The 23325-nt window shown below is 66.8% G+C and carries 23 protein-coding genes and 6 pseudogenes; 15 read left to right on the top strand and 14 right to left on the bottom strand.

Going from position 1 to position 23325, the window contains the following annotated elements; translation table 11 throughout:
* Positions 1 to 77 precede the first annotated feature (77 nt).
* Positions 78 to 251, bottom strand: a pseudogene (locus AC07F3_RS37245) (aldo/keto reductase); the annotation flags it as partial.
* Between the two features lie 269 nt (positions 252 to 520).
* On the opposite strand from AC07F3_RS37245, the gene AC07F3_RS37240 reads away from it, so the two are divergent.
* Positions 521 to 1630 carry a DUF6183 family protein gene (locus AC07F3_RS37240; protein WP_479119220.1) on the top strand — a complete coding sequence of 370 codons (1110 nt, stop codon included), beginning with the start codon at positions 521 to 523 and terminating at the stop codon, positions 1628 to 1630.
* 241 nt (positions 1631 to 1871) lie between these two features.
* Here the strand turns inward: AC07F3_RS37240 and AC07F3_RS37235 are convergent, their stop codons facing one another.
* On the bottom strand, positions 1872 to 2594 hold the full coding sequence (locus tag AC07F3_RS37235; RefSeq protein WP_479119219.1) for a toxin-antitoxin system YwqK family antitoxin: 723 nt from the start codon (positions 2592 to 2594) through the stop codon (positions 1872 to 1874).
* A gap of 196 nt (positions 2595 to 2790) precedes the next feature.
* Between AC07F3_RS37235 and AC07F3_RS37230 the strand changes: the two genes are divergently transcribed.
* The 4 genes and pseudogenes from AC07F3_RS37230 to AC07F3_RS37215 form a co-directional block, all read left to right on the top strand.
* On the top strand, positions 2791 to 3111 hold the full coding sequence (locus AC07F3_RS37230) for a hypothetical protein (RefSeq protein ID WP_479119218.1): 321 nt from the start codon (positions 2791 to 2793) through the stop codon (positions 3109 to 3111).
* Complete coding sequence (locus tag AC07F3_RS37225) at positions 3096 to 3266, top strand: helix-turn-helix domain-containing protein (protein WP_479119216.1); 171 nt, start codon at positions 3096 to 3098, stop codon at positions 3264 to 3266. Before AC07F3_RS37230 ends, AC07F3_RS37225 begins: the two co-directional genes overlap by 16 nt.
* Positions 3248 to 3604: pseudogene (locus AC07F3_RS37220) on the top strand (transposase); the annotation flags it as partial. The gene AC07F3_RS37225 and the pseudogene AC07F3_RS37220, both read left to right, overlap by 19 nt.
* Before the next feature lie 64 nt (positions 3605 to 3668).
* A pseudogene (locus AC07F3_RS37215) lies at positions 3669 to 3830 on the top strand (LysR family transcriptional regulator); the annotation flags it as partial.
* A 132-nt stretch (positions 3831 to 3962) separates the two neighbouring features.
* Here the strand turns inward: AC07F3_RS37215 and AC07F3_RS37210 are convergent.
* Entirely contained in the window at positions 3963 to 5072 is a 1110-nt protein-coding gene (locus AC07F3_RS37210) for an FAD-dependent oxidoreductase (protein WP_479119215.1), read from the bottom strand.
* 124 nt (positions 5073 to 5196) lie between these two features.
* On the opposite strand from AC07F3_RS37210, the gene AC07F3_RS37205 reads away from it, so the two are divergent.
* A complete protein-coding gene (locus AC07F3_RS37205; protein ID WP_479119214.1) occupies positions 5197 to 5790 on the top strand; it encodes a TetR/AcrR family transcriptional regulator in 594 nt (197 codons plus the stop codon).
* A 758-nt stretch (positions 5791 to 6548) separates the two neighbouring features.
* On the top strand, positions 6549 to 7817 hold the full coding sequence (locus tag AC07F3_RS37200; RefSeq protein WP_479119213.1) for an arylsulfotransferase family protein: 1269 nt from the start codon (positions 6549 to 6551) through the stop codon (positions 7815 to 7817).
* A gap of 820 nt (positions 7818 to 8637) precedes the next feature.
* Here AC07F3_RS37200 and AC07F3_RS37195 read toward each other — a convergent pair.
* The 3 genes and pseudogenes from AC07F3_RS37195 to AC07F3_RS37185 all read right to left on the bottom strand — a co-directional run.
* Positions 8638 to 8764 (bottom strand): annotated as a pseudogene (locus tag AC07F3_RS37195) (IS5/IS1182 family transposase); the annotation flags it as partial.
* Positions 8765 to 8957: 193 nt separating this feature from the next.
* Positions 8958 to 9401 carry an ATP-binding protein gene (locus AC07F3_RS37190; RefSeq protein ID WP_479119211.1) on the bottom strand — a complete coding sequence of 148 codons (444 nt, stop codon included), beginning with the start codon at positions 9399 to 9401 and terminating at the stop codon, positions 8958 to 8960.
* 386 nt (positions 9402 to 9787) lie between these two features.
* The gene (locus AC07F3_RS37185) at positions 9788 to 10141 is read right to left on the bottom strand and encodes a helix-turn-helix domain-containing protein (protein WP_479119210.1); all 354 of its coding nucleotides are present in this window, start codon (positions 10139 to 10141) and stop codon (positions 9788 to 9790) included.
* A gap of 829 nt (positions 10142 to 10970) precedes the next feature.
* On the opposite strand from AC07F3_RS37185, the pseudogene AC07F3_RS37180 reads away from it, so the two are divergent.
* The 4 genes and pseudogenes from AC07F3_RS37180 (at position 10971) to AC07F3_RS37165 (ending at position 14491) form a co-directional block, all read left to right on the top strand.
* Positions 10971 to 11857, top strand: a pseudogene (locus AC07F3_RS37180) (glutamate synthase-related protein).
* Between the two features lie 202 nt (positions 11858 to 12059).
* Complete coding sequence (ctaD, locus tag AC07F3_RS37175) at positions 12060 to 13754, top strand: aa3-type cytochrome oxidase subunit I (protein ID WP_479119209.1); 1695 nt, start codon at positions 12060 to 12062, stop codon at positions 13752 to 13754.
* Between the two features lie 23 nt (positions 13755 to 13777).
* Positions 13778 to 14134 carry a hypothetical protein gene (locus tag AC07F3_RS37170; protein ID WP_479119207.1) on the top strand — a complete coding sequence of 119 codons (357 nt, stop codon included), beginning with the start codon at positions 13778 to 13780 and terminating at the stop codon, positions 14132 to 14134.
* Between the two features lie 114 nt (positions 14135 to 14248).
* Positions 14249 to 14491 (top strand): hypothetical protein, encoded by a 243-nt coding sequence (locus tag AC07F3_RS37165; RefSeq protein ID WP_479119206.1) that lies wholly within the window; start codon positions 14249 to 14251, stop codon positions 14489 to 14491.
* A 31-nt stretch (positions 14492 to 14522) separates the two neighbouring features.
* Here the strand turns inward: AC07F3_RS37165 and AC07F3_RS37160 are convergent, their stop codons facing one another.
* Positions 14523 to 14819: a scabin-related ADP-ribosyltransferase gene (locus tag AC07F3_RS37160; protein WP_479119289.1), complete on the bottom strand. Its 297-nt coding sequence runs from the start codon at positions 14817 to 14819 to the stop codon at positions 14523 to 14525.
* A gap of 235 nt (positions 14820 to 15054) precedes the next feature.
* On the opposite strand from AC07F3_RS37160, the gene AC07F3_RS37155 reads away from it, so the two are divergent.
* Positions 15055 to 15501, top strand: a complete 447-nt coding sequence (locus tag AC07F3_RS37155; RefSeq protein ID WP_479119205.1) for a phage tail protein — start codon at positions 15055 to 15057, stop codon at positions 15499 to 15501.
* Between the two features lie 797 nt (positions 15502 to 16298).
* Here the strand turns inward: AC07F3_RS37155 and AC07F3_RS37150 are convergent.
* The 4 genes from AC07F3_RS37150 to AC07F3_RS37135 all read right to left on the bottom strand — a co-directional run bounded on the left by AC07F3_RS37150 (position 16299) and on the right by AC07F3_RS37135 (position 18734).
* The gene (locus tag AC07F3_RS37150; protein WP_479119204.1) at positions 16299 to 17333 is read right to left on the bottom strand and encodes a trypsin-like serine peptidase; all 1035 of its coding nucleotides are present in this window, start codon (positions 17331 to 17333) and stop codon (positions 16299 to 16301) included.
* A gap of 606 nt (positions 17334 to 17939) precedes the next feature.
* Positions 17940 to 18278, bottom strand: coding sequence for a transposase (locus tag AC07F3_RS37145; protein WP_479119202.1), 339 nt, complete (start codon positions 18276 to 18278; stop codon positions 17940 to 17942).
* On the bottom strand, positions 18275 to 18448 hold the full coding sequence (locus AC07F3_RS37140; RefSeq protein WP_479119201.1) for a hypothetical protein: 174 nt from the start codon (positions 18446 to 18448) through the stop codon (positions 18275 to 18277). The genes AC07F3_RS37145 and AC07F3_RS37140 overlap by 4 nt, the downstream gene beginning before the upstream one ends.
* Positions 18449 to 18524: 76 nt before the next feature.
* Positions 18525 to 18734: a hypothetical protein gene (locus AC07F3_RS37135; protein WP_479119200.1), complete on the bottom strand. Its 210-nt coding sequence runs from the start codon at positions 18732 to 18734 to the stop codon at positions 18525 to 18527.
* Positions 18735 to 19008: 274 nt separating this feature from the next.
* On the opposite strand from AC07F3_RS37135, the gene AC07F3_RS37130 reads away from it, so the two are divergent.
* Positions 19009 to 19293, top strand: coding sequence for a hypothetical protein (locus AC07F3_RS37130; protein WP_479119199.1), 285 nt, complete (start codon positions 19009 to 19011; stop codon positions 19291 to 19293).
* Between the two features lie 102 nt (positions 19294 to 19395).
* On the opposite strand, the pseudogene AC07F3_RS37125 reads toward AC07F3_RS37130, so the two are convergent.
* The 3 genes and pseudogenes from AC07F3_RS37125 to AC07F3_RS37115 all read right to left on the bottom strand — a co-directional run.
* Positions 19396 to 19791 (bottom strand): annotated as a pseudogene (locus AC07F3_RS37125) (transposase family protein); the annotation flags it as partial.
* A gap of 359 nt (positions 19792 to 20150) precedes the next feature.
* Positions 20151 to 20522, bottom strand: a complete 372-nt coding sequence (locus AC07F3_RS37120) for a VOC family protein (protein WP_479119197.1) — start codon at positions 20520 to 20522, stop codon at positions 20151 to 20153.
* Between the two features lie 139 nt (positions 20523 to 20661).
* Positions 20662 to 21255, bottom strand: a complete 594-nt coding sequence (locus AC07F3_RS37115) for a TetR/AcrR family transcriptional regulator (protein WP_479119196.1) — start codon at positions 21253 to 21255, stop codon at positions 20662 to 20664.
* 102 nt (positions 21256 to 21357) lie between these two features.
* On the opposite strand from AC07F3_RS37115, the gene AC07F3_RS37110 reads away from it, so the two are divergent.
* Positions 21358 to 22098 (top strand): nitroreductase, encoded by a 741-nt coding sequence (locus AC07F3_RS37110; RefSeq protein WP_479119194.1) that lies wholly within the window; start codon positions 21358 to 21360, stop codon positions 22096 to 22098.
* Between the two features lie 84 nt (positions 22099 to 22182).
* Positions 22183 to 23316, top strand: coding sequence for an IS630 family transposase (locus tag AC07F3_RS37105; RefSeq protein ID WP_479119193.1), 1134 nt, complete (start codon positions 22183 to 22185; stop codon positions 23314 to 23316).
* Positions 23317 to 23325: the final 9 nt, after the last annotated feature.

Below are 23325 nucleotides of genomic sequence, written 5' to 3'. Positions count from 1 at the left end.
CCCGCCATGACGTCCCCGGAGCGTCAGGCCTGTCACCCCAAGGGGGGAGCCGCGCGGATGGTCAGGCTGCTGGTGCGGGAGGCGTCGAGCCCCGCGAAGGTCGCCTTGCCGGACAGCTTGGCGCCGTTCCACCCGGGGCGCATCCGCATCCAGACCTTGGTGGAGAGAACGACCTCTTCGCCCCGGGCGAAGTCCTTGACCGCCCGGCCCACGATCTCCTCACTGCTTCCGGCGCTGTACCCATTGGCCGAGACTTCCAGCCCGGTCGTTCTCGGGTTGATGTATCGCATGCGTCCGAATTTAGGAGTTGGAGTGCGCTCCCACGCAAGACCTCTCGGTTCGCAATTCGAGGGCGAGGAGCGTGTGCGGCCCGTCAGATTTCGACCGTGTCGGCCGGACATGCGGTTTGCCAGGACCAGCTGCGCATGGCCACGGCGGTCCCCCAGTCCACGTTGGTGCGCCGAAGATCCGGCAGATCGTCATGGGCCGAGGGTAGGTGAATCGGCATAGGCTCGCCCGCATGGCTGATGACATAGCTGAACTCGTGCGGGATCTGCCGGGCCTGAAGAGTGTGACGGGGGTGTGGCGGCTCGCCAAGCAGTGGTTGGCGGCCGGGGACAGCGAGCGGGTCGCCGAGCTGGGTGTCCGGATCGTTGGGGAGTACCGCGGCCGAGAGCAGGAGTTGTGGCAGTACGTGACGATGCGGGACGGGCTGCTGCATCTGCTCGCCCGCACGCCCGGCCCCGGCCAGGTCCTCGCCACGGGGCGGCTGGTCCAGGCTCTTGACGGCAGTCACTTCCCGAGCCTGGCCGCCTCCCTGCTGGTCTCGGCGCAGCAACCGGCGGACCTGGCAGTCCTGTTCAGTGACGAGGCGGATGGACCGGACGAGTTGCGGGCCTGCCTGATACAGGAGTTGGTGGTCCGAGGAGTCGACCTCGCCGGGCTGCCGCAGGTGGCCAACTGGGCGGGCGCTTCGCGTCAAAGACACGGTCGGTTCGCCTGGCTGCCGCTCAGTCGTGCCGAGTTCGAGCTCGGCTACCCCGTGCCGGCCCGCTTCCCGGACGGGGAGAGCCGTACCCGGCAAGAGGCGCTCACGTGGCACTCCGGCAGCGCCCCGGTGCCGCTGCCCGGCGTGAGGGAGACCACCGCGGCAGCGACCGGCGAGCTGATCGCTGCCGCCGCGCGGAACTGGGCCGAGGACTCGAACGGCTGGCTTGAGGCCCGGGAGTTCGAGTTCGCCGAGCCACTGACGGCGGCCAGCCTGCCTGCCGCCCTGGGGACGATCGGTCTGAAGTGCACGGCCGTGGCGTCCCGGGTGAGCCTCAGCCGCTGCTTTCCGGTGGAGGTCTGGGAGGCCCTGTTCGACGCCGCGGCCGAGGGAGGAGCGTATGAATCGGCGGAGTACGGCGCCTATGGCCGCCTTGCGGCCTGGCGTTCCCTGGCCGGACTGACGGGAGTGGAAGAGGGCACCCCGGTGGCCGAGGTCGAGGCGTTGGCAGCGGCCTACCGGTGGTACGACTTCGACACCGACAGCGGGTGGTTCTGCCCCCAGCAATGGGTCCTCGCCATCGCGGCCCTCTCACCGAACGGCCGCCGACTGGCCGTGCTGGCAGCCTCGGACACCTACTGAGCGCCAGCGCATCCGAGGCAGACGATCAACCCCACCCTCACCTGGCCGCCCGCCACGACGGTCCCGCCGACGGGGGCCTCGACGGGACCACCGGCGGACTGTCTGACGTACTGGTCGTCGCCGTTCTTCGATGCGACCCAGTGCGCCGCGAGGCGGCGTCGACGCCGACGTCCACGGAGCCATGACGGGCGTCACTCACGCCGACTCGCCGAACGAGCGCTCCAGTGATCCTGCCTAAGGATCAGGCCCGGCGCGTCACGTGATCCATGATCAGCTCACCTGCGGCATTCCAGCACTTTCTCGACATCTCCCGACCGTTCTCATCCAAAACGACCACTTCCGACGGCTGGCCGTTGGCGTGCCAGTACCGCCACTCACCTACCGCGGCACCCATGATCGTCACGCCCTCGGCCCGCTTGGTCCCGTCCGGCCACCACTCCTGCTGCCGCCCGTGCTCGATCCCCGACCAGTAGGTGCCGAGCAGCTCGGTGTGCCCGTTGTCCGCGACTTCCTCGACCTCACCGGTGAACAGTTCCCCTGCGTGACAGGTGCGTCCGTACTCGTCCAAGTAGGTCTGATCGCCTCTGATGCGCATCGCCCGTACTGAAGTCGGCGTCGCCGCGAGCGGTTTCGCCGGCGACTCGGCACCACCACGAGCCTCGGCGGCCCTGGCCCCTGAGTCGCGCTCGGCGGCGCGCTCCTCGCGGGCTTCGAACTTGCGCATGAGCTCTGCATGCCAGCGCGCGGCATTGCTGCCGTCCAGTTGTCCGGCGAAGGCGGCACGGGCGGCATCGACGAGTTCGGCAGGGGCTTCCGGCCCGTACTTGGCGATCTCCCACAGCGCTTCATCCGTTGCCATGTCGAGCCCGGTGCAGGTCCGCAAACCCTGGCCGCTCAGCGCCTCTTCCAGCACAGCGGCGAAAACCCTCTTCAACTGATCCTCGGTCGGCCGATCACCGCGCATGGACCCACCCCTCCCTGAAGCGAACGAACTGTCCCGCCCCTGTACGACGCCCGGCGCGACCGGGCAGGTTCCCGCCGCCGTCACCGCTCGCATCCTGCCGAACGATCCACCCTGCGACAACAACGCCGCCGAGCCGAAGCTCGGTAGTCGTCACATGTTGATCTGAACGGTTTGGGTTCTGGGTCGTTGGTGGGGTGTGGGCGATCTGGTGGGGGACGCGCGGCATCTGTCGCCGTCGGCGCAGGAGGCCCTGCGCCTGCGGCGGCGGCTGCGTTGGTGGCGGGGCGGGACCGTGAGGACGTGGCAGCGCTTCGGGGTGTCGCTGAAGGCGGTCGACACGTGGTGGGCGAAGTGGCAGGCGAGCGGCAGGGAGGCGCTGTCCATGCGGCCGCGGGGCAGGCCCGTCGGGGTGCACCAGGTGCTCGGGGAGGCCGAGCAGGCCGCGGTGCGGCAGGCCATCCTCGACCGCCGGCCCTGTGATGTGGGACGTTCCGGGCAGTTGTGGACGCGGCGCTGATCGGTGACCTGATCGCGAGGCTGTACCGGGTACAGCTGACCGAACCGGGGGTGGGCAAGCACCTGAGGCGTTGGGGGCTGGCCTTCCAGCGTCCAGACAAGCGGGCCGTCGAGCAGCACCCGGAGGCCGTGCGCCGCTGGCACAAGGAGACCTGACCGGCGATCCGGGCGAAGGTGAAGAGGGGGAAGGCGGCGGGATTCTGTTCGCCGACCAGGTCGGCATCCGCTCCGACCAGGTCACCGGCCGCACCTGGGGCGAGAAGGGCAACGCACCCGTCGTGCAGCGGAGCGGGAACCGGTTCTCGGTGACCGCGATGTCGGCAATCAGCACCAAGGGCCGGATGCACTTCATGGCCTTCACCGAGAGCTTCCCCGCCGAGGTGATGTGCCGATTCCTGGACCGGCTCCCCGGCCACTGCGACCACAAGGTCCACCTCGTCGTCGACGGGCACTGCGCCCACCGGTCCAAGAAGGTCCGCGACTGGCTCGCCGCCCACCCCGCCGACGTCGAGCTGCACTTCCGGCCGCCCTACGCACCCGAGCTGAACCCCGCCGACCTCAGCGGCCGCCAACCACGGCCTGGCCGAGCTCCCCCTCCCGCTCGAACTGCCGTCGGCACCGCTATACCTGTCATGGCATCAGCGCTACGACAACGACCCCGCCCACACCTGGCTGCGCGGGCTGGCACGAACCGCACTGGCCACGTGCGGAACGCCGTAGAAGGCGGTTGCGCGCAGCGGCCCCCCGTGCGGCATCAACGTGGTCGCGTGGACGCAGGGGTGCAGTGGGCGGACGGCGCCGACTACGCGAATCTTGGTGCCCTGCTCACCCAGTCGGTCAGCGACAGTCGGTTCAGGAGACCATCGCGGGAACAAGATGATCCAGTCCCTTCGCACTGGCCGTCGCGGCCTCGATCGAGCGCGGGAGCATGACACTCTCGTAGGCGCGGACGGCGTCGCCGAGCCCGGATTCGGCGACGAGGGCGTGGGCGAGGTCGCAGCCGTCGAGCATGGCCAGGTTGGCGCCCAGCCCGACCGGAGGCATCAGGTGTGCGGCATCGCCGAGCAGCGTGACGCCGGGAACGTGCTCCCACGCGTGCGAGGCGGGCAGGACGAACAGGGCACGGTGTATGAACTCATGGTCGCTGTTGCGCAAGATGTAGCGCAGGCTCTCGTCCCACTCGTCGAACATCCCCAACAGGTGTGTCCGCACGGCCCGTTGGTCACGGAGGTCGATACCGGCGGCCTCGTGCCAGTCCTCGCGCTCGCGGAGCGCGATGTAGGCGCGGATGTGGCCGTTGCTGTTGCGCTGGGCGACCAACGTCCTGCCGGCGCCCTTCGCCAGCATCGATCCCTTGCCGACCAGTCGCGCGAGGTCTTGATGGCGGGTGTCGCAGTCGTCGAATCCGGCCTCGACGAAGGTGACACCGGTGTAATGGGGTGCGGCGTGCGAGAGGGCCGGGCGCACGCGGGACCGGGCTCCGTCGGCGCCGACCACCAAATCGAAGTCCTCGGCGGTGCCGTCACCGAAGAGCAGTCGACAGGTACCGTCCGCCTGCGGGGCGACCCCGGTGACCGCGCGGTCCCATCGCACTGTGCCCTCGGTGAGTGAGTCCAGGAGCAGACGGCGCAGTTGTCCGCGGTCGATCTCCGGTCGGCCGCCGTCGGCGGACGGCCCCTGCTGCGCCAGGAGCGCGGCGGTGGCGAAGTCGAGTACGCGCCACTCGTCTCCCTCGGGGCGGGCCAGGGCGTGGAAGTGGTCGAGGAGCCCCGCCGCTCCGAGGGCGGCCTGGCCGGTGCCGGGATGCATGTCGAGGGTGCCGCCCTGCGGGCGGGCGTCGGCGGATGCCTCGCGTTCGAAGACGGTGGCGGAACGGCCGTGTTGCTGCAGGACGCGAGCGCAGGTAAGGCCGCCGAGACCGGCGCCGACAATCGCGATGCGGGGATCACGAGCAGAGTTCATGGGAGTGTCCCTCGGGAGGTGGGTCAGCCGCCGGAAGCCCCGGCATTACCAAGAAAGCACAGTCACTAAATAAGTGCAACGACTAAACTTTCACAGTGACTGCACGTCGGGGTACGGTGTGCGTGTGACCGAACCGACCGGGCGCCGCGAGCGCAAGAAGGCCCAGACCCGACAGTCCCTGGCCGATGCCGCACTTGAGCTCTTCCTCGATCGCGGCTACGACCACGTCGGCGTCAAGGACGTCGCCGACGCTGCCGACGTCTCCGTGACCACTCTGTTCAAGCACTTCGCCGGCAAGGAGGCCCTGGTCTTCGACCAGGACGACGATCTGGAGGCATCACTCGTGGCCGCCGTGCGCGAGCGAGCCCCGGGCCAGTCGATCCCTCAGGCCCTGCGCGAGCATCTCCTGCTGAAGCAGACCCAGCTCGCCATCCATGCCGCGGACCCGCGGTTCGCCGACTTCACCCGCCTGGTACAGGAGACCCCCGCGCTGCGCGACTACGCCCACCGCATGTGGACGCGCCACGAAGAGGCCCTGGCCAGGGCCATCGCCGAAGCTGTAGGCGCTCCCGAGGACGACGTCAGCTGCGCCGCCCTGGCCCGCTTCGCCCTTGAGGCCCGCAGGCTCATCCTGCGGCACGCCGACCCGAGCCGAGCAGCGGACGAGGCCTTCGCGCTGCTCGAACACGGCTGGGCAGCCTCCCATCCGGGCAGCTGACCCCTCAACAACCAAGATCAGGCGCTGATTCAGACACTCCCGGACCTGGAGGGGGCCGCTGGACTCACACTCCCGTGCAGCAACGGCCCCACCAAAGCCGTCAACGCCAAGAACCGAGCGCTTCGCGCGCCCGGTACGCGGACGCGCAGGCTTCACCTCGGTCCGGTCGACGCGGAATCCGGCGGGCAAACCCGCGACGAACGCGTCCACGCCCGTCCGGGCGGGCGGGACGCAGACCTCCCGGACCGTGTCGTACAGCGGAGACCAAGCGAGACGTGACCTTGCGCAGCGTCACGCCGCCTTCGTGGCCGTCCACGGTCTCCCGGCCCCGGCGAACGACGGTCGACCGCCGGATCCGGCGGAGCTGTGAGCGTGCGACCTGGTCGCGGTAGGCGTGGAACGTGGCCACCGTTCGAGGGCCAACCACCAACGGTGGCGCCTCCACCCCAGGGTCTGGCAGCGACTGCAACAGCCCTGGCTGGTCATGTTGTTCGCTGCGTGGACGTCCATTGACGTTCCGGTCGGTGCGCGGCTACGTTCTGCCCTATGCAGCGGCCCAAGATCCTCACGACTCGCGGTCACATCGACCACATGCGGGTGTGTTCTGCTGCGTGTCGCCCCTGTTGAGAGCCGTTCGGCCTCCGGTGGCATCCGTCCGTGCCTGACATCCTCACTAGCTGCGCGCGGTAGCACCGTCCTGTAGTCGCCATCTCTCATCGCGCATGCCCGGTCGGGTGTGCGCCTTCTCCGTAATGCCCATGACCGGGCCGACCGGTTCCGGCCGCGGGCTGCCAGAAATGGACACCCTGATGCGTCACAACTCCCTACCCGTTCATGTCCTGATCGCTGCATCCACCACTGTCGTCACGAGCCTGCTGCCCCTGGCAGGAACCGCATCCGCGGCCCCGGACAACAAGCCGCTGCCGCCGGTAACCGTCCTTGCCGACAAGGGCACAGCGGGCCGTGGAAACATCTTCGTCTCGCCGAGCTCGGCGAACAGCGCCTACTCCAGCGGCGTGGAGATCCTGAGCGCCGACGGCAAGCATGTCGTGTGGTCGCACAAGACGCCGACCGGGCAGCAGGCAGCGGACTTCCGTGCCCAGACCTACCGAGGCAAGCCCGTTCTGACGTGGTGGCAGGGCACCGGGCTCGGCTCCCTCGCGAGCGGGGTGAACTACATCTACGACAACCGGTACCAGAAGGTCGCCGAGGTCCACGCCGGGAACGGGTACACCGCTGACGGGCACGAGTTCCTGATCACCGCTCGTGGCACGGCACTCATCCTGGCCTACAAGCAGGAGACCGCCGACCTGACGGGCATCGGCGGCTCCGCCCACCAGGCGGTCATCGACGGCGTGGTGCAGGAGATAGACATCCGCACGGGCCGAGTCCTGTTCCAGTGGAAAGCCGCCGATCACGTGCCGTACGCACAGAGCGAGCAGCCGCTGCCTTCGTCGCCGGACAAGCCCTGGGACTGGTTCCACATCAACGCGGTGAAGCCCGACACCGACGGCGGCCTACTCATCGATGCCCGGAACACGTGGACCACCTACAAGGTCGACGCACACAGCGGCAGCGTGCTGTGGCAACTCGGCGGCAAGGCCAGCACGTTCAAGGAGCAGGCCGCGCCCGGCCAGTACCTGAACACGGCCGGAACGATCTTCTCGTGGCAGCACGATCCCGAACCACTCGGCGGCGGCCTGTACAGCTGGTTCGACAACGAGTCTGCAGGGGCCGCGAACACGGGGTCGGGGGCGGTGGAGGAGCTTCCGTTCAGTCGCGTCGTCACGGTCCGCGTGGACGAGAAGGCGCGTACGGCGACGCTGGTGAAGTCTGTGAACCAGCCGGACTACCTCAGCGCGTCCTCGCAGGGCAACGCCCAGCCGCTCCCCCGGCGAGGGACGTTCGTCGGATGGGGCTCGCTTCCGTACATCTCCGAGTTCGACGCCTCGGGGAAGCCCGTGTTCAAGGCCCAGTTCCCGGCGGGAGTGAACAGCTATCGCGCGTACCGCTTCCCCTGGAAGTAGGCCGAGCAGTCTGCTCAAGTCGTCCGCGACCATCGGCGGTCTGCGCACGGCAGCGTGGCCCGAGGTCGCCGGGCACGGCCCGATCGGTGAGGTTCGGAGATCATCATCCGGCCTCAGTGGCCGATTCACCGATGGCATCGTGCATCGGTTGTGCACCGTGAACTGATCCGCAGGGCGTGACGGCACCGGGCCCGTTTCCCACTTTGACAGGGATACGGGCCCGGTCCGATGCGGCGGCTCGTCCGGACCAGGAGGTCGAGGTCACGGCCCAGGTGCGGGCACCACCACCACACTCGAACAGAAGTGCGTTTGGTGTGGTTTCTCCGCAGGCAGCCGGGGCACTTCGCAAATCGAAACACAGGCATCGAGCCGTCGAGAGGCCCCGCGTGCGCTGCCGGCGCGGGAGATCACGATCCGCTGCATGCGGCTCTTCAGCGGTATGCCCCAGAATCAGGTCGCCACGGAGCTCAGCCTGTCCCAGATACACGGCCCCCGCCTGCCCCGCACCAGCACCCACGTACGTCAACACGCTCCACCGAACACCACGTGTCCTCGGGTCGGGTGCGCGTCACCTCCGCCGCCGTGCGAGCTCGGTACGGCCGGGAGTTGAGTGTCGCGGAGCCTCGCGTGGGCCTTGCTCAACGACCGCTGCTGAACGGTGAGTTCTTGACGTGGACGTCGGCGGTGCGCGACTGCGAAGGTCCCCCGCACGCCGAGATGGTCCAGGTCTGCCAGGACCGGGATGCCCAGCCGCCGGCACGTGTTGATGATCCGGTGAGGTCGTGCGTGCGACCAGGCAGGACCCGGGAGATCCATGGGCCAGGGCCTGCTGGCCCGCCAGGAGGCTCCGCCACCGCGTGCCGATCTCCTGCCTACGGACGCGGAGTTGCTGCGTCAGGTACCGCAAGGTCCGGCTGGAGATCGATCGACGAGGGATAGACAAGCACCATGAGGCTCCTGGAAGTACGGGCGATCTTGGTCGTGAACCCGTCTACCAGGAGCTTCTTCATGAAGTACAGCAGCCCAACTCACCCTCCCGGTCGCCGACTTGAAAAGGGTTCACTCCTCTCCGGTGTACAGCACCGCCGTTCGGTGCGCACGCGGACCACCCGACTCGCAACTGGAACGGTGATTACGGCGCTACAGGGTGAGGCGCGCAGTGACTCGTTTTCCCGCCGCCTCGCGCTGTACCTCGAAACTCTCGGCCAGTGCCCTGACGATTTCCAGGCCGTGTCGCCCGACCCGGGCGGGGTCCCGCGGCCACACGACTGGCATCACATTGCTGGAGTCCCACAACGAGACGGTCAATGTCCCGCTCGTTGCGGTCACTTCGAGGCTGATCGGGCCGGGCGCGTACTTGCCTGCGTTGGTCACGAGTTCGCTGATCACCAGTTGCATCCGCTCGTGGGACTGCGGCGATATGTCCACGCCGTCGTGCTTGCTATGCACGAGAGCCAGCAAGCCTGATACGACGTGGCACGTTGCGGTTATGCATGCACCATCTCCTTCGAGTGTCACCTTCGACATTCCTGTCGAGGAATTCTGTACATCGATCCGCCCAAGAGGCCGGTTGTCACTGTTCATCCTGTTCTCCGTGAATGGCGGCCTGTGGACCCTTGCTCGCGTCGATCACCGAAAGGGCCCGCGTCTACCGAATTATGTTTCCCCCCCTGCCGCAACACCATCCAGACTCTCCCTATGCACTCATCGGGGCCATCTATTGCTGAGGGCGTCGTAGGAGCGGGTTGCTCACAGATCCGCTTCACGCAGTACTCAGGGCGCCTGTCCGTGGCTCGACCCCGGTGGGACGGGATACCGAAGCCAGCAGGCCGTCGGTCCGGGCTGCCGCAGGATAGCGCCTGGCCTCCAAGGGCGGTGCTCACCGAGCCGGCTCCGCTGCGCCGGCGGGCCCCACTTCACGTAGAACGGTTGTGGTGATTCCCCGAGCAATGGATGCGGGAACGCCGCCGTCATCCGGTCGTACGTAGATGTGGGTGGGGGCAGCTCCAGTCGAGGACGGGCCGGAAGAAGTGCCAAGCTTCGAAGTCGCCGTTGGCCAACTCCTGCCGGACCCATGTCCCTTCATTGGCGACTGACTCGATCAGTGCAGACGGTGGAACCGTGCCCTGGCGTGCAGGTTGCTCTAGGGCTGTGCGCTGCAGAACGGGAGTACCGAAGAGCCGCTCCAGGTGGCGCAGACGAGAACTGGCAGAGGGCTGGCTGATGCCGTGAGCTTGGGCGGCCCGGCCAATGCTGCCGAGTTCGATGACGCTGAGCAGCAGGTCCAGAGGAGCCAGGTCGGGAACGTCGGCGGAAATACGCATGTCTACCTAGGTGGATGGGGGCCGCGCGCTTCGGGACCGCTGATTTCGCGAGCGTCCTTTGAGCTGCCACGGTCCCGCTGCGCGAAGCCTCCCACGGCGGTGGCACCGCAAGGAGTCGCCGAACGCACAGCCCGTACGAATCCACCAACACACGTCAAGGCTGGACAGGTCAAACTCAATCGACGTTGCAATCGTTCTCGGGAGGGGCCAACCACGGAGGATCAGGTAACTCTCCGAGAGTGCTTCGAATCGGACGCCTGCTCGCGCAAAACAGCGCCGCGCGCGATCTCTCGCGGAACTTCGAGGGGGGACGCCCGCTGTTCGTTCAGCATCCGAGCTATGGCGCCATAGACCAGAAGGCTCTACTGCTCCGGGAACGGACACGGAACTGTGTCAGGGTCGCAGCCTTCGGACCCCAGGAACAGCCCATGAATATCCCATCCCCCGTGCGGCGACTTGCCGTCGCCGGCGGGTTCGGTGCACTCGCTCTGCTCTGCAGTACGGCAGCTCTGGGTTTCTCCCCCTGGTGGATGGCCCCCGGCTGGGCCAGCCTCGCACTTGCGGCAGCCTGCGCGTACGACCTTTGTCAGCGCCGCCACTCGCTCTTGCGAAACTCTCCACTCATCGGCCACATGCGTTTCATGCTGGACAAAGCAAGGCCCGCCGTCCGGCAGTACTTCATGGAATCCAATGTGGACGGCGCGGCTTTTCCGCGCGATGTACGCGCCCGCGTCTATCAGCGCGCCAAGGGGCAACCGGCGCAGAAATCATTCGGGACGGAGCAGGACCTTGACGCAGCCGCGCCACTCCACGACAGCTCTTCGGGTTCATCGCTGAACTGCGCGTCCTCTCCGACTGCAAGCCTATCGGCATCAAGCTGTGCGTCGGCTCGCGGCATCAGGTGCTCGCGCTGTGCAAGGCCGCGCTGGACGAAGACTGTGCCCCGGATTTCATCGTGGTCGACGGCGCCGAAGGAGGGACTGGATCTGCACCGCTCGAGTTCACCGACCCTCTGGAATGCCCCTCACCGACGGTCTGATCACCATGCACAACGCCCTGGTCGGCACGGGCCTGCGCGCGCAGATCAAAATCGGTGCCAGCGGCAAGGCCACCACGGGCAGCGACATCGTCACCCGCCTCATCCAAGGTGCCGACTTCACCAACTCCGCCCGGGCGATGCTCTTCGCACTCGGATGCATCCAAGCGCAGCAGTGCCACACCAACGCCTGCCCCACCGGCATCTCGACGCGGGACCCCCACCGCGCCCGCGCCCTGAACGTCCGGGACAAAGCCCAACGTGTGTACCGCTGCCAGCAGACGACCGTCCCCAGCGCCCAGCAGATCATGGCGTCCCTCGGGGCGCAGCACCCTGGAGAGCTCCATCCCTCCATGCTTCATCGCAGGGTCGAGAACGGCCTTACACGCTCCTACCAGGAACTTGATACCTGGCTGGAGGAAGGCCAACTGATCAAGTCTCCCCCCTCTTCATGGGAAACGGACCGGCATCGAGCGTGTCCTGCTTCCTTCGTCGGCAGCGACAAGGGCGCCGAGCGCGTGACGCGTCAACAGGAACTGAGCAACCGGCGGGTCTACAGCATTGATTACCCGGGCGGGGATCCTTACCCCTTGCCCTGGCGGACCTACGCCACGCTGGTCGACGGCGCCTCTGGACGGCCTTCTCCTGGACATAACAGGCTGGACGCAAAGGCATATTGATGTCGGCGCGACTCTGCCCGCCCATACCGGCTCCGGCAGATCCTATTCCTTGTACTGCCCGACCGACCAGCCCAGCAGAACAGGAACCGGCGCGATACGCCAGTTCCATTACGCGGACGAAGCTCTCTGGAACTGAGAGTCTCTGATACGCGGTCAGCTCTGTGTAGATATGCGAAGCTCCCACTCACGAAAGGATGTCGCCATGGCAGTCGATATATCGACCAGCCAATCAGAACACGGCCACACGGAATCGCCACGGAACGGTGCCGAACAGGACAAGCAGCCCGGGCGTGCAGTGGTCCGGTGGCTCACATCGACTGATCACAAGACCATCGGCACGCTGTACCTCACCACATCATTCCTTTTCTTCCTCCTGGGAGGACTTCTCGCCCTCTGCATGCGCGCCGAGCTCGCCCGCCCCGGCACCCAGATCATGTCGAACGAACAGTTCAACCAAGCGTTTACCATGCACGGCACCATCATGCTCCTGCTGGTTTCGACACCACTGCTCACAGGATTCGCCAACTGGCTCGTGCCCCTGCAAATCGGCGCGCCCGACATGGCTTTTCCCCGCCTGAACATGTTTGCCTTCTGGCTGTTCTTCTTCGGGTCATTGACTGCCATGGGCGCATTTTTCACCCCACAAGGAGCAGCGGACTTCGGCTGGTTCGCCTACGTTCCCCTCTCGGATTCGGTACATTCGCCCGGAGTCGGGGCGGACCTGTGGATCATGGGTCTGTCGCTCTCGGGATTCGGCACGATCCTGGCAGCGGTCAACCTCCTCACCACCATCGTCGGCATGCGCGCGCCCGGTATGACGATGTTCCGTATGCCGATCTTCACGTGGAACGTGCTGCTGACCGGCGTACTCATACTGCTTGCCTTCCCCGTCCTGGCTGCCGCCCTCCTCGCCCTCGAAACGGATCGCAAATTCGGCGGCCACATCTTCGACGCGGCGAACGGGGGAGCCCTGTTGTGGCAGCATCTTTTCTGGTTCTTCGGGCACCCAGAGGTGTACATCGTCGCTCTCCCCTTCTTCGGCATCGTCTCCGAAATCATCCCCGTCTTCAGCCGTAAACCGATGTTCGGATACATCGGCTTGATCGGGGCGACCATCGCGATCGCCGGTCTCTCCATCACGGTGTGGGCCCATCACATGTACGCGACGGCCAGTGTGCTTCTGCCCTTCTTCGCGTTCACGTCCTACCTCATCGCGGTACCGACCGGTGTGAAGTTCTTCAACTGGATCGGCACGATGTGGAAGGGATCGCTTTCGTTCGAAACACCCATGCTCTGGTCGATGGGCTTCCTGGTCACCTTCGTCTTCGGCGGCGTGACGGGTGTCCTTCTGGCGTCCCCTACCCTCAACTTCCATGTCACGGACTCGTACTTCGTCGTCGCACATTTCCACTACACCCTGTTTGGCACGATGGTGTTCGCGATGTTCGCCGGATTCTACTTCTGGTGGCCCAAATTCACCGGAAAGATGCTCGACGAAAGACTCGGCAAGATCTCATTCTGGACGATGTTCGTCGGGTTCAACGGTACGTTTCTGGTGCAGCACTGGCTGGGCATCGAGGGAATGCCTCGACGCTACGCCGACTACCTCGCAGCGGACGGCTTCACCACACTGAATACGATCTCGACCATCAGCTCCTTCCTCTTGGGCCTGTCCATGCTGCCTTTCATCTACAACGTCTGGAAGACGGCCAAGTACGGAAAGCCCGTCGAGTCCGACGACCCGTGGGGGTACGGCCGCTCGCTGGAGTGGGCCACCTCATGCCCGCCGCCACGCCACAACTTCCAGTCCATGCCCCGCATCACGTCAGAGTCCCCGGCATTCGACCTCCACTACCCAGAGATCGCACAGCTGGAAAAGGAGAAGGACGATGCCTGACGGAGATAAGTGAGGGTGCGGAAATGGCGGATTTCTCTCTGTCCCGCGAGACGGTGCGCGGCTTGCGTCAGATGGAAGGGTTCCTGTACTGGGAAGCCGAGAAGGAGAGCGCGCGCAGAGAAGCGAGAACCTTTTGTGACGCCTTGTGCTGGCTGAGCTCCACGGAGCGGGAGGAAGTGGCACAGCACTACTTCCGACTGCGGATGGACCTGGCAGAACAAACGACCCGCCAGGTCGCCGAACGGCAGCGTGAGACGAGGGCGGAGTACGAGGCGCGGTATCGGCTGCTGCGGCGGCGCGACGCTCTGCGCTGGTCGATTGTGCTGAGCCTGCTGTGCGTCGGAGCTATCGGAGCGGGCAGCGTGCTCTTGCTGATGTGACGAGGCTGAGGCGATGAGCCTGCGCACGTCGCCTCAGTGCCTGCCTTGTGGTTGCCGGGGGCCGGGACGCGGCTCGCGGTGTCCCGCACGTCGAGCCCGGCCACGGTCCGGACGATGCCCGGCTCGTGTTCCGCGCCCGGGGTGAAGTCCACGTCACCGGAGCCGAAGCCGGGCGTGCGCGGGCTCCTGCTCGGCCTGCTACGGGGACGTCAGCTTGGTCACCACGTCCACTACCCCCGCGTGTGGGACGCGGGAGTCCTGGCCTTCACAGCCCACTGGGCCACCCGTTCACCGACTCTGCCCGTCATCGTCGTCGGCCTGACCGTCACGGGCCACCTGCCGTCCCCACGCCGCTGACCACAGCCTGGTTGACGATGGCGGCGATGGATCAGTCCAAGTCCGTGCGGCCCGGGTCCACGCGATCCTTCTTTAGCCAATCCGTACGCTTGAGGGATTTCTTGACGTTCTTGCTGGAGTCGATGATTTCCACACGGTCGATGTACTCCGGGCGAATCCCCTTCCAGAAGGTCACTTCCTGCTGGTCGAGGAACGCGGTGCTTCCCAACGTCGCCACGAGGTCGATGCCGCCCGGCGCCGCGAGCACGTACCGGTAGGAGTCGCCGTTGGACCGCTTTGCCCAGTCCGGTATGCGGCCGGCGGCGGACAGCGAACCGACTCCACCCATGTGATCAGTGCGGTGCGTGACCTCAACCGCCTGGAACTGGCCGGTGAGAGCGTGCGCGCCGCGCTGGAAGCCCTCGCGGCGGCCGCTCCCGCGTGGCTGGCGGCCGCGGTGAACGTGCCCGAACTCGCCCACCGGAGAATGGAGTCAGGGTCTCGCCGCCGTTCAAAGCAGTCTTCCGGCTCACGGCTGCTCGCCATACCGTGGGCTCGACTGCCTGTGGAGGAAGGGGTTTTTCATGGTGAGGGGCGATGCCTGCTCGGTCGGCACGTTTACCCTCGATCTGGGCGGCGGCCAGGTCGAGACGATCCAGCCCGTTTCCGGCCTGCAACCGCAGCAGGCAGTGGTGGAGATACGACCGGTCTCTACCGGGACCGGGGAACCGCTGGTCCAAGAGCAGCCCGGTCCTGCCCGGCCCGGTGAGATCACCGTCACGCGTGGCGTGGACCTCAGCCGAGCTGTCACCGACTGGATCAACACCAGCGTGGCCGACCACGACATTGATGGGGCCCGGCGGAACGTCACCGTCGTCCAGTACGACGTGGACGAGAACCCCGTCAGGCGCTACCGCCTCAGCAACGCCCGGGCCACCGGCCTGCAGCTGGCCATGGACGCCACAGGCATCCCCACCAACACCGAACAGGTCACCATCGCCTACGAGGAACTCACCATCGAGACCTGCTGAGAAGCCGCGCCGCAGGCCCCGGACCGCATCGGTCGCTTGGGGCCCGGGCGCGCTGTACAGGGGGTGGCCGGCTGGGGCGGCGCGGCCTGCCGAAATCCCGTCTCCAGCACGCCTTTCCTCCGCGGGCTTGAGCGTCATCCGCCTGGATTCCTGGTGGCCCGACCCCATCGCCACCAGGCCACGGACCAGCAGCCGGGAGCGACTCGCCTACACACTCGCGACCTGACGGAACAACGGAGCCCACGAAGGCTGCAAACGACGGCTGACACACCGTTCGCGCCTCGCGGGGCGACCGATCCCGACCAGCGCCGTCGCCGTCCTGTCGCCTGTGGCTTGGTGTGATGATGTCAGTTCCCACGCCCAGGGATACACAACCCACTCCTCGGTTCGACTTCACCCCCACCGCCTCACTACGAAGGTCTCTCCACATGTGCGATCTTCCACAAGGGTGCCGGTGCGCGAAGCTGCCAAGTTGGGTGCAGGAGGTCGGCGGGTGCGGTGGCGGCTGCGGGTGAGGAGCCGTGCCGGATCAATGCCTGTCCTCCGGTCCCTCCTGCTGCTCGCGGCCGGCATCGTACTGCTCGCCACGGGCTGCTACACCGTCCCCTCGGAAACGGCGCAGCACGGCGGGGAGTTGGGTGCCCCAGGGCGGCCGCTTCACCACCGTGGTCCCCGGCCCGTTCCGGCCCGGGCCCGTCCAGGCGCCCGCGCCGGACACACTTGTCACGCAGCCCGAGTGGGTCATGTCCGGCCGGGAAATGCACCCTGTCCGAACACGACCTGAAGTTCGGTCAGAGCTAGCGTGCCTGCGCCCAGTTGTAGAGGCGATGTGCGCTATCGCCCAACCGCGTGGCGTAGAGCATGGGGCCCTCGCCGCCGGCCAGTTCGGTGCCGGTGGTGGTGATGCCGACGACGGTGCCGGTGCCGGTCCGGGTATCGAACTGTGCGAAATGGGGGCCGCCACTTGCCCCGTGTGTCATGTCGCAGGTCTCGCCCCACAGGAGTGGCGCCTTGGGGCCCGGCCGGGCCGGGCCAGCACAGTGGATCATGCGTGACCCGGCGTATTTGGCGTCGGGGTCGTTCAGTTGACCTTTCGGGTATCCGAAGACGTGGACGAACTCGTCCTTCACCGCCTTGGTGAACGCAATCTTCTGGCTTCCCGTGACATCCGCGATCCTTTGTCCAGCGCCTGAGGGGTTGGCTACGAGGAGGCCCGTGTCATAGCCGGCGACGGCGATGTCCTCCGACGTCGTCTTGCCCGGGTCGGTGTTCCATCGGGAGGAAGTGGCCATGCTCTTGATGCTGAAGCCGCCGCGGGGTTTCGTACCGTTGCGGTAGCCGGGCACGAAGTAGAGGTTGTGGTTCCAGGTACGGTCGGCTGCGGGAGCTCCGACTCCCCTCAGACAGTGCGCAGCTGTGATGACGGTGCTGCGGTTCGCACTGTTGACGACGGTCGCGGTGCAACTGCCGTCGTAGCCGTCGGAGAAGGTGAAGAAGAGCCGTCCGACGCTCTTGTCCACCGCGCCCGCGTGCGTCCAAGTAGCTCCCGGGTCAGGGGTGTCGGCGGGCAGCGGATACGGATCATCGGGCGTGTCGTCGTCTGCGGGCACGGGGGTGCGCTCGGGGATCAACGCACCTGCCAGCTTCATACGCATGGGGGTCCAGTACGCATCGACCTGGCGGCGCTCTTGTTCCGTCGTGGCACCGGAATGCGTCGTGGTGGACTCCGGCGCCACGGCGAAGGCTGTGGTCGGCAGCAGTAGTCCCGCCGTGGCCGTAGTGAGCATGAGCGCTGCCGTCGCTGCGATCTTCTGCGGAAGCGCGCGGAACATGGCTGGCATCCTTGCCTTTCCTGATGCTGTCGGGGCTGAGGTGAACACCCTTTGTTCTGTAGGACGTGCGTCCAGGCGCCAGGTTGTCGACCGGTCCGGAGCAGTTTCCGCCCCGAGCTTCACGACTCCTTGAGCGCCGTGCTCTGCATCCGGGTCCAGCACCTCCGTAGCGGAACGGACGTTCCAGGAGTGCTCCCAAGGTGCCAGGCGTCAGGCCAAGGGACTGCTGCACGGCGGTGCTGGGCCTGGCCTGGTCAGCAGTCACTGCCGTGTACGAGGCCGCCGGGCAGCGGCATGCAGACAGCCGTGCAATCGCACGCGACAAACCCGGCGACGTCGACGGTCATCCGGGTTATTGGTCGCCATGGAGGACGTGAAGGTCGTGGGCACCCACTCGGGGGGGCTGCTACCCTGCGCGTCGGCGCCGTGTTCCTGAAAGTGGACGCCGATCAGGCGCGGGTGACAGAAAGCTCGAAAGGTCGGCGTACTTCAGGCCGAGCGTCACGACACCGAACGGGACCGGATCAACCGAGACGACGCCGACCATCCACACTCCCGCGCCCAGTGGGTAAAGTGGCCGGCGCCCCGCCGACGCTCAGTGATTCCCTAATACGGTCTGTCGGGCTGCCAGCCGTGCCGGGTGGCACGAGTTCGTAGGTCCCCGTCCATCACGGAGGAGGGCCAAAGGACGTTGACGCGGCGGCGGACCAGTACGAGGACAGCCTGGACGTGGCGCATGCCCTCGGCGCGTGTGCGTTCGTAGAACCGGCGGGACTCATCGCTGTGGCGGATGCTGAACAACGCGGAGATGCAGAAGACGCGTTGAAGGCGTCGGTTGTAGCACTGCGGTCGGCGGAGGTTGCCACTGATCTTGCCGGAGTCGCGGGGCGCGGGTGCGACGCCGCTGAAGCCGGCGAGTCGGTCTGCGGTCCCGAAGGCGGTCATGTCGCCGCCGGTCGCGGCCAGGAACTCGGCGCCAAGATGATGCCAAGGCCCGGCATGCTGGTGATCAATTCGAAGTCCCGGTGCTCGCGAAACCGTGCCTCGATCGCCTTGTCGAGTTGGGCGACCTGCTGGTTGAGGTTCATCACCTCCCGCGCCAGTGTCTGCACCATCTGAGCGGTCAACTTCTCGCCTGCCAGGCTGGAGTGCTGCGGCTCTGCCGCCTCCAGAGCTGTCCGCGCAAGCCGGTCAGGTCCAGAGGACATGCCGGTTGCGCAGCCAGGTTTCCAGTCGCCTGGCGCCGATCCGACGGACGGCGGTGGGTGTCTGGTCATCGGTCAGCAGGACGAGGGGACGCGCGTACGTCAAGGCGAGGGCCCGTTCCAGCCCAGGGAAGATACTGGTCAGTTGGGCCCGCAGCCGGTTGACGGCGCGGGTCCGGTGGGCGGCCAGGTCCATGCGGCGACCGGTGGGGATCTTGGGATCAGTGACGGTGGCGTCGTCGGCGTGTAAGACCTGCAGATCCTGGCGGACGCCGGCCTGATCCGCGAACGCCGCCGGTGGAGATCCGACGTTCCTGTGATCTCGGCGGCGACCGCGGTGATGTCGGCCCGGCCGAAGTCCGGGAGCAGGTCGCAAGCCCAGGTAGCGTGCCGGTCGGCACGACGGCGCGGGTGATGGCTGCGGTCCTCGTCTGCATCCTCTTGACGAACTCTGCATCTATGCTCAAGCGATGGCCAATTTCTTGAGGATGAAGACCTTTTTTGCTGGCTGCATGGACAACGCGGCGAAGGTCGGCTTCAGCCTTGTCGATGGTCGCGACTTCCTCGGCTGGATCGCTGAGGTCGAGGACGATCGGGTATCGGTAGCTTGGGCACCCAGCCCGATCTTCATGCAAGCCACGGGCGGCGAGAAGTGGAATCCGGACGATGAGTGGATACCGCTCAGCGCGATACTGGCCGGGACACTCGCGTGGTACGACACGTCTGCCAGGCGGTGGGTAACGTACCCGCACTGACCTTCTGTCGGCCGACGTAGACAAGATCGCCTGTCGTGCCTCGATGATCACGGAGCGAGCGCTTCGCCTGCGCGTCCCCACGCAGACTGTCTTGGAGGTCTTTCAGCGTTGCCGCTCCAGGGTGCGGACGGCGCTGGCGACTGACGTCATTCGATTCTGCCTGCACCGGGCCTTGCGGAGGATCCGCCATGACCTCAGTCGTGCGATGCCACGCTCGACCGGTGCGCCTGTGCTGCGGACAGTGCGCGGTTGACGGCCTGTTGCGTGGGTGAAGTCACGGCCCGGAGGGCCACTGAGGCTCGTCGTCGCCTATGGGCCGGCTCGCATAGGGGCCCGATCCGCGAGAACCGGGACGCCCTGGCGCTCACAGATACGGATGATCCGGTGGGTACGGGCAGCAGTGCGGTCATGCGCACGGCCGGGCAGTGCGGGCGACATCCACAGCAGCCGCCCAACCGCGTCGGTCACCACCTGCACGGTCTCCCCATGCCCGCGGTGCTGGGGAGTAAATGAAGGCTGACGCGCTCATCCTGGCCGGTCCGGCGCGTCGGGGACTTGCGGGCGCTGGGCCAGCAGCACTGGATGGGCGGGACCAGTTCGCCGCCGGGGACAGCCGGTTGACGTCCGATCCCAAAACCGTGACCGCCCACAAGTGCCTCTGAGCAGGTACCGAGCGGCGGCGGGCTCCGGCCCCCCGCAGGGTCCGCTGCATGCCATAACGTCCTGGCCCGGCGAGTGGTTCACGGGCTCGCCGGGCCGACAGGGGGGATGTTCATGACCGACACGAGCCAGGTGCACTGGTACGCCGTCACTGCCGTCAAGGCCAGGAATCGACCGCTGCGGCCCTCACGGCGGGCCTAGCCAATGAGCGTCCTCTTCGGGCGGACTACGCAGAACTCGTTTCCCTCCGGGTCGGCCAGCACGGTCCACGACTCGTTGCCGCTCTGCCCGATGCCCGCCCTGCGCGCGCCGAGTGCGAGGATGCGTTCGATCTCAGCCTCCCGGTCCTCCGCGGCGGCCGTCAGGTCGAGGTGCAGGCGGTTCTTGACGACCTTGCGATCCGTCACCGGCATGAAACAGATGCCTACTGGTGCGGTTTCGTCCGGCCCGATCACAACCTCCCGCTCCCGCTCGGACAGAATCCGCCAACCCAGCACCTCGGCCCAGAACCGGGCCAGGGCGGGCAGATCGTGGGCATCGATGACGATGTGATGCAGTGAGACAGGCACGCCTGCCAGTGTGCCCGGTGATGGTCAGGAGTCCTAGTGTGAAAGTCCCGACTTCCTCTCGGCCGGGCGACGGGATCTTCGCATCAGGCGCTAGGCATACCGAAGGCGCTAGGCATACCGAGCAACCCGGCGGGACCTTTCAGATTGTGGGCGGCAGCGCGTTTTCCAGGAGGATCTCCGCCGCCGTCCGCGCGTGCCGACCGTAGTTCGCCTCGCCCAGCACCATGGCGCGGCTGGCGGCGCCGTCCGCGAGGGTCACGAGTTGCTCGGCGAGGACGGCGGGCTCGCGGCAGCCCAGTTCCGCTACCAGGTCGGTCACCAGCCGCACCATCAGCAGTTTCTGTTCGCGGGCGTAGGAGTGGACCGCGTTCTGCGGGTCGGGGAACTCCACGGCGGCGTCGATGAACGGGCATCCGCGCACGGGATCCGTGCCGGCCGGGGGCGGGTCGAACAGGGCGAGGATCCGCTCCTTGGCGGGGATGTCCTCGCGTGCCAGTACGCCCCCCAGGGTGCGCCCCGTCGAGGAGAGGTCCTTGAGGTGGGCGAGGACCAGTTCGTCTTTGGTCCTGAAGTGTGCGTAGAGGGTGCGTTTGGACACCGGCGCCCGCTCCGCGATCTGCTCCATGCCGGTCGCGTTGATCCCCTGGGCCGTGAACAGTTCGGCCGCGGCGGCCAAGATGCGCTCCCGCCCTCCGCGCCCCTGCCGTCGAGACGCCGTCGTCATCGTGGTCATGACGTAAGTATACGTTCTCGTTTACTTGGGAGAGGGTGGCTGGCTATAGTGCGACTTCAGGTAAACGATTCTGTTTACTTCAGCGATCCTGAGGAGAGTTCTATGAGCGGACCGGTCTTCACCCGGACACGCACGAGCGAGGCGCCCACCGGCGGGGCACAGACGAGCGGGACGCGAACCTCGCAGTACGCCGAGCAACTGATCCGCGGGCGCCGCGCGACCCGCGCATTCCGTCCCGACCCGGTACCCGAGGACACTCTGCGCGGGATCTTCTCTCTGGCCCGCGCGGCGCCGTCCAATTCCAACGCGCAGCCATGGCGGGTCGAGGTGGTCGGTGGCGCACCGCGAGACCGTCTGGCCGACGCCCTGCGAACAGCCCATGCCGAGCAGCGCGTCACGGCCGACTACCCGTACTCCGAGGACATGTACGCCCTCGTTCACCAGAAACGGCGGGCCGCCTTCGGCGCCGATCTGTACGGAGCGCTGGGCATCGGCCCCGACGACCACCCGGCTCGCGCGGCCTACGACGCAGAGAGCCTGGGCTTCTACGGGGCGCCCCATGCCGCGTTCCTGTTCGTCACCGGCGACGGCGGGCCGCGACTGGCCGCCGACGCCGGCGCCTACCTGCAGACGCTGCTGCTGGCCATGACCGGCTACGGCGTGGCCAGTTGCCCGCAGGGCCTGCTCAGCTTCTACGCTGACACCGTCCGCGACCAACTCGGAGTGGCAGAGGGAAAGCTGCTCGTGGGCGTCTCCTTCGGCTACGCCGACGAGGGCGCGCCGGTGAACCGGGTCGCGACCGGCCGGGCGGCCCTGGAGGCAACCACCACATTCCACACCTAGTGCCGTATCAGGCATGGTTCGCCCTGTCATGAATTGTCGCGCGGTTACTGCTCGTTGGTGCCGCAGAGCGGCCACAATGATCGCGTGGCTGAACGTGTGCGGGTCCGCGAGATCGATGACGATGAAGGCCGACGGCTGCTGCGGATCGTCCGCAGGGGTACCGGTTCGGTGGTGACATGGCGGCGTGCCCAGATGGCGTTGTTATCCGCTCAGGGCATGTCCGTCACGAAGATCGCCGAGGTGACGTTCACCAGCGCGGACCGGGTCCGGGACGTGATCCACAACTTCAACGACGACGGCTTCGACTCGCTCCACCCGAAGTACAAGGGTGGCCGGCCAAGGACGTTCACGCTCCCCGAGCGCCGGGAGATCAAGAAGATCGCGAAGTCCAGGCCGGCCGAGCACGGCCTGCCCTTTTCGACCTGGAGCCTGGTCAAGCTGGCCGACTTCCTGGTCGCCGAGGGGGTGGTCGACGACATCAGCCACGAGGGCCTTCGGGTCCTGCTCCGTGAGGAGGGCGTCTCGTTTCAACGCGTGAAGACCTGGAAGACCTCCCGCGACCCGGACTACGCGGTCAAGAAGGCCCGGGTCGAGCACCTCTACGCCATCGCCGACGGCGAAGTCACCCCCGAGGACGGCGAGCCCGAAGTGGTATTCTGCCTCGACGAGTTCGGGCCGCTCAACCTCCAGCCCCACCCCGGCCGGCAGTGGGCGGAGCGCGGCGGACGGCACAAGGACCCCGACCGCGATCCCCGGCCCCGCCGACGGGCCACCTACACCCGACCGCACGGGGTCCGGCACCTGTTCGCCGCCTACGACCTGGCCAAGGACCAGCTCTACGGCCACATCAAGAAGACCAAGAACAGATCGAAGTTCCTGGAGTTCTGCCGCTACCTGCCCTCGCTCCACCCGGCGGACGTACGCATCGCGATCGTCTGCGACAACTACTCACCCCACCTGACCACCAAGCGGTGCCAGAGGGTCGGCACCTGGGCCGCGACGAACAACGTCGAGATCGCCTACACCCCGACCAACAGTTCCTGGCTCAACCGGATCGAGGCCCAGTTCACCGCCCTGCGCTACTTCGCACTCGACGGCACCGACCACCCCAGCCACAAGGCCCAGGGCAGCATGATCCGCCGCTACATCATCTGGCGGAACAAGCACGCCACCGATCAACGCCTACGCGAAGTAGTCACCAGGGCAAACGTTGCCTGATGCGGCACT

It is taken from the genome of Streptomyces sp. NPDC045846, assembly GCF_056431605.1.
Note: the sequence above shows the minus strand (reverse complement) of the source record. Positions and strands in the feature narration are given on the sequence as shown.